Here is a 9,969-nt window from a genome sequence, read left to right as displayed (position 1 = left end):
TTACATTCACTGCCATGGTGATTTCTCCAATTGATTTTCCGGTGTAGCGGTTTCCGACGTCTCGGAAAACCAAGTAGTTCTCTCAAAGTTACTTTTATTAACGGCGCATGCCCTGTTTTCTTTAGAGAAAATTTTGGATTTTTTTGAAAATAATTCGTTTGGAGGGGTAATCGTGACAAAGCGGATAAAAAAGCAAAAAAACTTTCATTTTTCGCTAAAGCTTCTTTTCGAATTGTCGATACAGGCAGGTTTTACGTTAAATTCGGGCAAGGCCGTTCATCAGCCAAGCAAGGTCAATGCTAGGTTTGGCGCTTGTTTTGCTTGCGCCAGAATAGAAGTACTGACCTGTTGTAAAATCTGCTGCTTCACCATTTGCGTAGTTTCTTTGGCATAGTCAGTGTCTTGGATACGACTGTTGGAAGCGGCTAAGTTTTCGTGGATGTTATCGAGATTATTGATCGCGTGATTAAAGCGGTTTTGATACGCGCCTAACTCCGCACGACTGCCATCTACCGTTTTCAAAGCATCATCTAAAATGCCGACCGCCATCTGAGCGCCACCGACCGTGCTAATATCAATACTATCTACCGTTCTATTTACGGTGACATACTTGCCAAGTTCTAACTCATCAGCCAGGCCACCACTGAAGGTTGGTCCAGGGTATTTTATGGCGTCCTTGTGGGACATGAGTAACTGCAGTTGCCCCTCTTCATTAACAGACGCTTTCACTTTATCGGTTTGCCCATTAATGTAAGTCGCGAGTTCTTCTATATCGTCGCCAGCTTTAGCTTCAATACGGATCTCCTGCTCTTCAAAATTGTTATCACGGTAGCTGATAACAATTTCATTATTTCCGTTTTGAACCGTCCAATCTGAACTGACTCTTTGATATGAGCTCATTGAAAAGCTACCTAAAGATTCCGGCTGCATGGTCCGCAGGCCAATTTGTACCGCTTCACCAGCCGTTGCACCGATTTGAAAAGACGATGTACCGAATGTGCCATTCAGCAATTTACGTCCGCCAAAGGAGGTCGTTTCTGCAATACGACTTAACTCATCATTTAAAGCAGAGACTTCTTCTTGCAGTGCAGTGCGCTCCGCTTTGCTGTTTGAACCGTTAGCTGATTGAAGCGACAAATCACGCATACGTTGCATAATGTTAGTCACTTCATTCATCGCCCCTTCGGCGGTTTGCATTATAGAAATGCCGTCATTCGCGTTACGTACCGCGACATCCAAACCACGCATTTGCGATTGTAGACGGTTGGAGATTTGCAGACCCGCCGCGTCATCTTTTGCGCTGTTAATACGTTTCCCTGAAGACAAACGCTCCATGGATTGGTTCAGCATGTCAGTTGCACTGGTCAAATGACGCTGTGCGACAAGTGCTGCAACATTGGTATTAACGGTGATCGCCACGAATAAAGAGTCCTAAAATTAAGGCTTTGAGTACTTATCGACCAAGTAACAGAAAAGTTTAGTGTTTTTTGAAAAGAGATTGGAATAGAAATAGAAAACAAAAGCCCTCCATTGGAGGGCTTAAGAAATGAAGTCTGAGAACTTACTTGATGGCTAGCTCCGCGAGCATTTCTTGCGAAGGCGCGAAAAAGTAAGCACCTGTTACCGCTTTTGTGAAACGAAGCATTTGGTCTGTTTTACCATCTGTTACGCCGTACATACTTTCTAGCATCACTTTGATGTTATGAAGTGCATTGCAGTAAGAAATGAACAACAGACCGTGAGCACCGGTCACCGTCCCGTATGGTAAGCTGTGGCGAACAATCTTCAAACCTTTACCTTCTTCTTTGATATCAACGCGACCAACGTGTGATGCAGCAGGAACGTCTTCTAGCTCGATAGAGTCTAGCTTGGTACGACCAATCACTTTTTCTTGCGCTTTGACATTCAATCGATTCCAAGCGGCAAGGTTATGTTCAAAGCGCTGAGCCATAACATAACTGCCTCCAGCAAATGGGCCCTCTTTTACTAGAGCCACATCAGCGCGAGCCTCCCCTTTCGGGTTTTCTGTGCCATCAATGAAGTCTGTCATATCACGAGCATCAAGGTAACGGTACCCATATGTTTCGTCCACAATGGTGACATCTTGTGCCGTCTCTTCTAGGAACTTACGCAACACGTAAAAATGCAAGTCGTGACGAGTCGAGTGACAGTGAATCAGTACATCTACGTCTGTTGCTGGAGCAACGATGTCACCTTCGCCAAGTTGAGTAAAATCAATAAGCTCTTCTGGCGCGTCTACATTAAGGTGTTCCCAAAACGATTTTGTGAATGCGATAGAAAGCGTCAGCGCTGCACCCGGCTGGGTAATGTTTAACTCTTCCACCAACTTTGGCAGTGCTTTCAGTTTTTCTAATACGTTTTCACGGTTTTGGTTCACTTTGAGTTGAGTGTACAGTGCAAATGGCCCGGCTTCTGGCACGATCGCCGTTTGAGCTTGTGACATTGAGGTTTCCTCTATTACTTTGCCCCAGAGTGGGAAGTTATTGTTTTTAATTCTTTGAATGCTGCTGTTCATCGTGCGCCAATTGTGGCACATGAAAACAGTCTTTTACCCATCTTCCATTTAGAAGATAGATCATAAACCAAGCTAATAAGGTAATGGTAAGGGCGTTTGCCCAATTAAACACTCCATGTTCTAGGTACACATGATACATGGTCTGAGCAAGTTGAATACCGCACAAGATCAAAGTGATCTCGCGACCATAGCGAGTAATTCTGTTTACCCATCCTCTGTCGGGATGACGAAGCCCCATTAACCACATAAGAAGCAAACTTGGAATGCCCATCGCCAAACCTAAATACAACGTACTTGAATCTGGGTAAACAATAGCGAGTAGCTTGCTGCCACTATCACGACTTACACCAGCCATGGCAAACACCACCCATGAACGCACAAGAAACATCCATCCCACCCATAAAATGATCGGCGCCTTTAAAAATCCATGAGCGTCATATTGGTCAAACGAATAGCGCACAACATCTTCTTCTTTATGTGATAAAAACGTCACTTTAACCTATCGTTTCAGAGTTGCAAGCCAACAAAGATGAGAACTGAAGTTCATTTCAGCACCTTACACAGGTAAACTAAACAAAGATTTACAGCGACGTTGATGAGAAACATGAAAAAAAGAACTCCAGCTACCCCAGCGCCTTCTCAAGAAACTCAAGCCGAAGCGATGAGAATTGCCAAATCCACGCAGAAACCGGGGCAAACCAAAGAGCAAACCAAGCTTATCGCTCAAGGTATCGAAAAAGGCATCGCGCAATATAAGAAACAACAAAAAGAGCGCAACCGCCAAGCCGATAAAGCGAAGAAAAAACAGCAACGTGAAAAACAACGTCGGCATGAAGAGATTATCGAACAAGACAATATCACCGACGATGCGCCAAACCATTCATCAAGCAAACTGCCTTGGACACTACTTGTTCTGAGCTGGATTGGCTTTGCTGCTTACATAGTATTGGGGAAATAGCTAATGAAACGCCTGTTACTTGGACTTTTTGTCGTGCTTCTAACGGGTTGCACGATGCCTTCTCACCTTACTCATGCTCAAAGTCAAGATGTTCATATTCGCATTGACGCGCAATTCAACCCTGAGCGATGCGAATACAAAGGCGAAGTCACCGGAAGTGAAGGCCATTGGTATAACTACATTTTCATGACTAATGACGCGATGATGCAAGGCGCGATGAACGATTTAAAAAACAATGCAGCGGCTATCGATGCGGACACCGTTTTTATGGTTTCCCCACAAGATTTTATCACTTCATTTAGCGTGCTGGGTTCAGCCTACCGCTGCAATGGATGAGGCCTGAATATGAAAAAAGCCAGCAATTGCTGGCTTATGCACGAAATCCAAGACTGCTAGCGATATCTCTCTCCCGCTCTAGAACCCATTGGCTATCAAAAGGCCCCCAATCTGAAAGTTGATAATAGCCGTCATTATGACGTCGGCCATCTTGAACGAATATGAGTTCAATGCCGATCCCAGGTAACGCCTTGAGTACATCTTGAATAGTACGACGAGGCCACCCCGTTTTTTCGATCAACTTTGGCACATTCGGCCTTTCTAGGTTTTCCACCAACAAGGCCAAATATAGCCGCCTTGCAAAAACAGGACTCAATTCCATTGACACCTCCTAAAATTGTGCTGATTCATTATTTCGTTTTTGCTCAGCGAGGTGTTGCGTTTGATCAATAACTCGACTTTTCCATTTGATTTAGACGAATTTTTATTCGATTTATAGCGCATTCATCGTAAATAAGTTATGTGACATTAGTTATCTCAATCTATCTGAAAATATTTTCCACCGCATTTTGTCAGTTTGATTGCTTCTTGATAGGATGCTTTAACAGCCCAAATCACTTAAGTGCGTCTTAACCGCGCCAGTGAAAAATAGAACAAAGAAAAAGGAAACACTATGTCGATTACCATGTTTGGTATTCCCAACTGCGATACGATCAAAAAAGCCAAGAAATGGTTAGAAGCCGAGGATATTGCTTACGACTTCCATGACTACCGTAAGCAAGGCATTGATGCAGAAATGGTAAGTGAATTTTGTCGCGCTTTAGGTTGGGAACAGGTGCTCAATAAACGTGGCACAACCTACCGCCAATTAGCGCAAGAGCAGAAAGACACACTTAACGAGGAAAACGCCATCGCTCTTTTGGTAGAAAACCCTGCGATGATTAAACGCCCAATTTTAAAAGTGAATGATCAACTTCATATCGGTTTTAAAGCTGATCAATACGCTAGCATTTTCAACTCTTAAATAAAGGAATACTCAAGGATGACAGACAGTCCAGTATTGGCACTTGCTAAAGATCTGATCAGTAGACAGTCCGTAACGCCGGAAGACGCAGGTTGTCAGGATTTGATGATCGAGCGCTTAAAAGCACTCGGGTTTGAAATTGAAGTGATGGTATTTGAAGACACCACGAACTTCTGGGCTCGACGTGGTTCAGAAGCGCCGCTATTTGCGTTTGCTGGCCACACCGATGTGGTACCAGCTGGCAAATTGGAACACTGGAATACACATCCGTTTGAACCGACCATTATTGATGGTTACTTGCATGGCCGCGGCGCAGCTGACATGAAAGGGTCGCTAGCTGCTATGGTCGTTGCTGTCGAACGCTTCATTGAAGAAAACCCAGACCACAAAGGCTCAATTGGCTTTTTGATTACGTCAGATGAAGAAGGGCCATTTATCAATGGTACCGTTCGCGTTGTAGAAACGTTGATGGAACGTGGTGAGAACATCGACATGTGTATTGTTGGTGAACCATCCAGCACCGACGTGGTTGGCGATGTAGTGAAAAATGGACGCCGTGGATCCATCACTGGTGATTTAACGGTAAAAGGAACACAAGGTCACGTGGCCTACCCTCACCTAGCCAGCAATCCAGTGCACGAGTCTCTACTCGCGATTCATGAACTCGCGACGACAGAATGGGACAAAGGGAATGATTACTTCCCACCGACCAGTTTCCAGATCCCGAATGTATCGGCTGGCACTGGTGCGTCTAATGTTATTCCTGGCGAGTTCCATGTTCAGTTCAACCTACGTTTTAGTACTGAGCTTAACAATGACGCAATTGTTCAGCGTGTTACCGAAACATTGCACAAGCATGGGCTGGACTACGACCTAAAATGGACATTCAACGGTGACCCATTCCTGACCGATACGGGCGCACTGCTAGACGCAGTTGTAGCTGCTGTGGCCGAAGTCAATGATACGAAGCCAGCGCTACTTACAACTGGCGGTACGTCTGATGGTCGTTTTATTGCTCGAATGGGAGGTCAAGTCGTAGAGTTAGGCCCTGTTAACGCTACGATTCATAAAGTGAACGAGTGTGTGAAAGTCGACGATCTTGAAAAGTTGACGGACATGTACGAAAACACGTTGAAACACCTATTGGCGAAGTAATCAGCGAGAACACAATGACACCAGAGCAACTCACCGGAATCACTGATTCCCATCTTCAATCCACTTTAGTGGATCAAAAAGCGTTCCTACTCCACCCTGAAGTGGCTGACGATCTGCTAAAGATGATTGAAGCGGCAACAGAAGCAGGTTTCAAAATGGAAATCGCCAGTGGTTTTCGTGACTTTAATCGCCAAAAAGCCATCTGGAACGGGAAGTTTTCTGGTGAGTTGCCAATTCTCGACATCAACTCCCGCCCTTTGAATAAAGCAGAGTTAAATGACGAAGAGAAATTGATGGCCATTTTGCGCTGGTCGGCATTGCCCGGAGGAAGTCGTCATCATTGGGGTTGTGATTTTGATGTCTATGCGCGCAATTTATTGCCTGCTGACACCAAACTCAAGTTGGAACCTTGGGAGTATCTTGAAGGCCACCAGCAGGCGTTCTACCAATGGTTAAAAGCCAACCTTGGTCGGTTCGGTTTCTTCTTCCCTTATCAGCATGATTTAGGTGGCGTTTCGATTGAGCCTTGGCACATTAGTCACCGCGCTGTCGGGCAGCAATGCCTCGAGCAGTTGACGCTTGATGTACTCAGAAGCCAGTTGATTAAACAAAATCAGACCGACAACATTGCAGGGATTGACGTCATACTGAATAATTTGGATAACGTCGTTGCCAAATTTATTCACAATATCACGCCGCCGGAGGCTCTATGATAGAAATACTAACCAATCCTTGGGTCATTATTATTGTAGTGTTGAGCGTGGTCATTGGTAATATTACCGCACTCAAATATACCGCAAAAATGAAGTTTGGTCAGATGGATAAAAGCCGTAAGAACGATTTAGATAAGCTGAACACATTGGATAAACAGCGCTACGCTGAAGAAGATAAAAACAAAAACGAGCCTCGTTAGTTACTCACCAGCTTCATCTCGACACATTTAATCTAAACATCAAAAAAGGGACCACTAGGTCCCTTTTCTATCATTAAGTAAACACGCCGCGTTAAGCTCGCTTTGTTTACTGCTTCACTGTTGCAGCCAATACAGGCGCTAGTGATTTCAAAAACTCTTCTTCTACTGGCTTGCCAGAGGAGTCGGTGATATTGATAGACGTACGGTTGCCTAAATCACCAAGTAAGAATGTGTACTTACCAGCGGCTAACTCCACTGGTTTAACGCCGATATCGTTCCAGAATTCATCATCCGGAGATGCATATTTCGCAGTGATTGTGCCCTGAGACTGGCTACGCTCTTCAATCTTAAAGCCCATCTTAGGTAGAATATTAGGCAGACGTTGCCAAAGCATGTTGTATTGCGCACGCGCGATAATCACTGGAAGTCCGCTGCGGTCTTTACCCATTGTGATTGGGATCTGTTTAACCAACTCTTGCGCTTTACGCTGTGCTTCTTCACGCACTTCTTGATCGTAGCGAGCGGTGACCAAGTTCGTCATGAACACATTGTAGCGCTCACGGTTGGTCGCCGTTACTTCTTTCACTTGATTGCCTTCACGCCAGTCAATAAGGCTCACCTTAAAGCCGTGTCGACCATTTGCTTCAGCGCGTACGATTTCATATCGGCTGCCAATTTCTAGCTCTTCATCTGGCGAATCCCAAGTCACCCATCCTGTCTCGATGCGAGAGTCTGTTTGGCTTTCAACTGGAATCTCGTTAGCCGCGACCATGTTTTGCACCGTTTGCCAAACTTTATCTAGTTCATCTTTACGAAGTAGCCAAAGTGTCACTTCACCATCACTACTGCGGTCTAGACGTGCACCGGGAATAAGCTCTAGGACTTGTTGAGGTGGACGAATGTCGACATCTTTACCGACACCACCAGCGTAGTTACCCTGAGGGATCTCGTAGTTAGGGTAAAACTGAGGCTGTGCACCCTGTGGGACATTCCACTCACCCAAATTTGGGGAGTTCAAATACTCGAAGTCATCTTTTGCTTGACGACGTTGATTGGCACCACCTGAACAGGCAGTCAATACGAATACAGCTAATGAACTTAACACTAACTGGCTTGAAAGCTTCATCTATACTCCTAAAACACCGAGGGCGCTTTGGCCCCCAGTATGAACTTCAATCCTAGTAACTCAATCTTAATAGCTCAATCTTAATAAATATGGGCGTCTGTTAGCGCCTGCTCGACGATCGGCTGCGATTTTTCAGAAAGCGTAGTTAAAGGAAGACGCAAACCACCTTCTTCAATCAAACCAAGCTTTTGCGCTGCCCATTTTACTGGGATAGGGCTTGCTTCGATGAAAAGGTTTTTGTGTAGAGTCATCAAGCGTTGGTTAATCGCTTCTGCTTCTTCGTACTTACCTTCACTTGCCAAATGGAACATGTCTGCCATGTCTTTAGCTGCAATATTGTTCGTTACCGAGATAACACCATTGCCACCAAGTTTCACAAAATCCAGCCCTGTCGCATCATCGCCACTTAGTAAGATAAAATCTTCGCCACAAAGTTCACGATGAATTGCAATTCGTTCCAAATCGCCCGTTGCATCTTTTAGAGCTACGATATTATCAAGCTTTGACAAGCGTGCCACTGTTTCTGGCTGCATATCAACAGCAGTACGGCCTGGTACGTTGTACAAAATTAGAGGCACATCACTCGCTTCGGCAATTGCCTTGTAATGTAGAAACAAACCCTCTTGAGTTGGTTTGTTGTAATACGGTGTCACACTCAGGAAGCCAGCAATACCAGAATCAGCCAGTAATTTGCTAAATGTTACTGCCTCATGGGTTGCATTTGCACCCGTGCCAGCAATCACAGGGATGCGACCGTCGGCAAACTCAACAGTTTTATTAACGACCTTCACATGCTCTTCAATGGTCAGTGTCGCTGACTCACCTGTTGTGCCTACTGCCACAATACCGTCTGTACCCGCTTCAACGTGGTACTCTACTAGCTTTTGCAGACCGTCAAAGTCTACTTCGCCATCTGCTTTGAATGGCGTAATCAGCGCTACGATACTTCCTGAAAACATGTTTATCTCCCTCATTTAACTCTTTCTGCATGGTACTGTAATGCGATTGAAAAACACAAGAGCGTAAACTCGCTTACAAAGTACAAATGAATGAATAATTATCAGTTGTTAGAGGTCTAGCAACTTAATTGCTCTATTTGGTTTGATTAACGGCAATATTGATAATCGTGTTGGGCTTTCGAGTGACTTTAGAATCTATCAGTGATTTGGAAAATACTGAAGAGCACAAGCAAGGAAAATATACTCTTTGGTCTTGTTAGCCAAGTCAGATCTAAGTGAATAAAACGGCCAGACAATAGGCAAGCACATCATGCAAACGTTTTGTTTATCCTATAGCCTGCATTTACTGTTTATTTCCCACCACTCCCCTCAAGCTCCGACTGCTTTTTTATGGACTAAAAAAGAACTGGCTCGATATTTCTTCGCAATATCTGTGCTAACATCTCTCTATTGAAGAAAGGACAAGAAGCTCATTTATGAAGCAACATCTGGTACTTACAGCAGTTGGAACGGACCGTCCAGGCATTTGTAACCAAGTCGTACAGCTCGTTACTCAAGCTGGTTGTAACATAGTCGATAGCCGTATCGCTATCTTTGGCAGCGAATTTACGCTGATCATGCTCCTGACTGGGAACGCCAGCAGCGTGACTCGAGTTGAAACACAATTGCCCCTGCTTGGCCAAGAACATGACCTTATTACGATCATGAAACGCACAGCGGCGCACGAACTGCTCGATAACAGCTACACCATGGAAGTGTTTATTGAGTCTGAAGACCGCCCTGGGTTAACTGAAAAATTTACTAAGTTCTTCGCTGATCAGCAGATTGGTTTAGACTCTCTTAGCGCGCAAACCATCAGCAAGTCGAAAATTCAACTCGATTCTGACCAGTTTCACATTGCGATTACTGCATCTGTAAGCGCGGATTTTAATTTGATGCAGTTACAAGAAGACTTCGATGAACTTTGTAAGTCGCTCAACGTACAAGGTTCTCTGAATTTCATTAAAAACACACTATAAAGT

13 protein-coding genes are annotated in these 9,969 nt (G+C 44.6%); 7 read left to right on the top strand and 6 right to left on the bottom strand.

The annotated features are described in order from the left end of the window. Positions 1-279 precede the first annotated feature (279 nt). The 3 genes from R7E42_RS13655 to R7E42_RS13645 form a co-directional block, all read right to left on the bottom strand. The gene (locus R7E42_RS13655) at positions 280-1,419 is read right to left on the bottom strand and encodes a flagellin (RefSeq protein ID WP_005380443.1); all 1,140 of its coding nucleotides are present in this window, start codon (positions 1,417-1,419) and stop codon (positions 280-282) included. Positions 1,420-1,561: 142 nt separating this feature from the next. Continuing rightward, positions 1,562-2,464: a Dyp-type peroxidase gene (locus R7E42_RS13650; protein WP_318072754.1), complete on the bottom strand. Its 903-nt coding sequence runs from the start codon at positions 2,462-2,464 to the stop codon at positions 1,562-1,564. A gap of 46 nt (positions 2,465-2,510) precedes the next feature. Then, positions 2,511-2,996 (bottom strand): DUF2919 domain-containing protein, encoded by a 486-nt coding sequence (locus R7E42_RS13645; RefSeq protein ID WP_025768263.1) that lies wholly within the window; start codon positions 2,994-2,996, stop codon positions 2,511-2,513. A 144-nt stretch (positions 2,997-3,140) separates the two neighbouring features. Here R7E42_RS13645 and R7E42_RS13640 point away from each other — a divergent pair, with 144 nt between their 5' ends. Together R7E42_RS13640 and R7E42_RS13635 are read left to right on the top strand one after the other, a co-directional pair. Next, on the top strand, positions 3,141-3,494 hold the full coding sequence (locus R7E42_RS13640) for a DUF2956 domain-containing protein (RefSeq protein ID WP_318072753.1): 354 nt from the start codon (positions 3,141-3,143) through the stop codon (positions 3,492-3,494). A 3-nt stretch (positions 3,495-3,497) separates the two neighbouring features. Further along, positions 3,498-3,830, top strand: coding sequence for a DUF4156 domain-containing protein (locus tag R7E42_RS13635; RefSeq protein ID WP_025768262.1), 333 nt, complete (start codon positions 3,498-3,500; stop codon positions 3,828-3,830). A 34-nt stretch (positions 3,831-3,864) separates the two neighbouring features. Here R7E42_RS13635 and R7E42_RS13630 read toward each other — a convergent pair whose 3' ends face one another. Further along, positions 3,865-4,152, bottom strand: coding sequence for a winged helix-turn-helix domain-containing protein (locus R7E42_RS13630; RefSeq protein WP_005380433.1), 288 nt, complete (start codon positions 4,150-4,152; stop codon positions 3,865-3,867). Positions 4,153-4,443: 291 nt separating this feature from the next. Here R7E42_RS13630 and R7E42_RS13625 point away from each other — a divergent pair, with 291 nt between their 5' ends. Genes R7E42_RS13625 through R7E42_RS13610 form a run of 4 tightly spaced genes read left to right on the top strand, consistent with a single transcriptional unit; the run spans position 4,444 to position 6,862 of the window. Continuing rightward, the gene (locus tag R7E42_RS13625) at positions 4,444-4,794 is read left to right on the top strand and encodes an ArsC family reductase (protein WP_005380431.1); all 351 of its coding nucleotides are present in this window, start codon (positions 4,444-4,446) and stop codon (positions 4,792-4,794) included. Positions 4,795-4,812: 18 nt separating this feature from the next. Beyond that, complete coding sequence (dapE, locus tag R7E42_RS13620) at positions 4,813-5,949, top strand: succinyl-diaminopimelate desuccinylase (protein WP_213901520.1); 1,137 nt, start codon at positions 4,813-4,815, stop codon at positions 5,947-5,949. Positions 5,950-5,963: 14 nt separating this feature from the next. Beyond that, the gene (locus R7E42_RS13615) at positions 5,964-6,662 is read left to right on the top strand and encodes a M15 family metallopeptidase (protein ID WP_137282301.1); all 699 of its coding nucleotides are present in this window, start codon (positions 5,964-5,966) and stop codon (positions 6,660-6,662) included. Next, complete coding sequence (locus R7E42_RS13610) at positions 6,659-6,862, top strand: DUF2897 family protein (RefSeq protein ID WP_318072752.1); 204 nt, start codon at positions 6,659-6,661, stop codon at positions 6,860-6,862. Before R7E42_RS13615 ends, R7E42_RS13610 begins: the two co-directional genes overlap by 4 nt. 106 nt (positions 6,863-6,968) lie before the next feature. On the opposite strand, the gene bamC is transcribed toward R7E42_RS13610, so the two are convergent. Together bamC and dapA are read right to left on the bottom strand one after the other, a co-directional pair. After that, positions 6,969-7,988, bottom strand: a complete 1,020-nt coding sequence (gene bamC / locus R7E42_RS13605) for an outer membrane protein assembly factor BamC (RefSeq protein WP_005380424.1) — start codon at positions 7,986-7,988, stop codon at positions 6,969-6,971. Between the two features lie 80 nt (positions 7,989-8,068). After that, positions 8,069-8,947 (bottom strand): 4-hydroxy-tetrahydrodipicolinate synthase, encoded by an 879-nt coding sequence (gene dapA / locus R7E42_RS13600; protein ID WP_005380422.1) that lies wholly within the window; start codon positions 8,945-8,947, stop codon positions 8,069-8,071. Positions 8,948-9,423: 476 nt separating this feature from the next. On the opposite strand from dapA, the gene R7E42_RS13595 reads away from it, so the two are divergent. Beyond that, positions 9,424-9,966, top strand: a complete 543-nt coding sequence (locus R7E42_RS13595) for a glycine cleavage system protein R (protein ID WP_005380420.1) — start codon at positions 9,424-9,426, stop codon at positions 9,964-9,966. Positions 9,967-9,969: the final 3 nt, after the last annotated feature.

The organism is Vibrio sp. Vb1337 (assembly GCF_033338715.1).
GTDB classification, from domain to species: Bacteria; Pseudomonadota; Gammaproteobacteria; order Enterobacterales; family Vibrionaceae; genus Vibrio; species Vibrio alginolyticus.
This window is presented reverse-complemented; position numbering and strand designations above follow the sequence as displayed.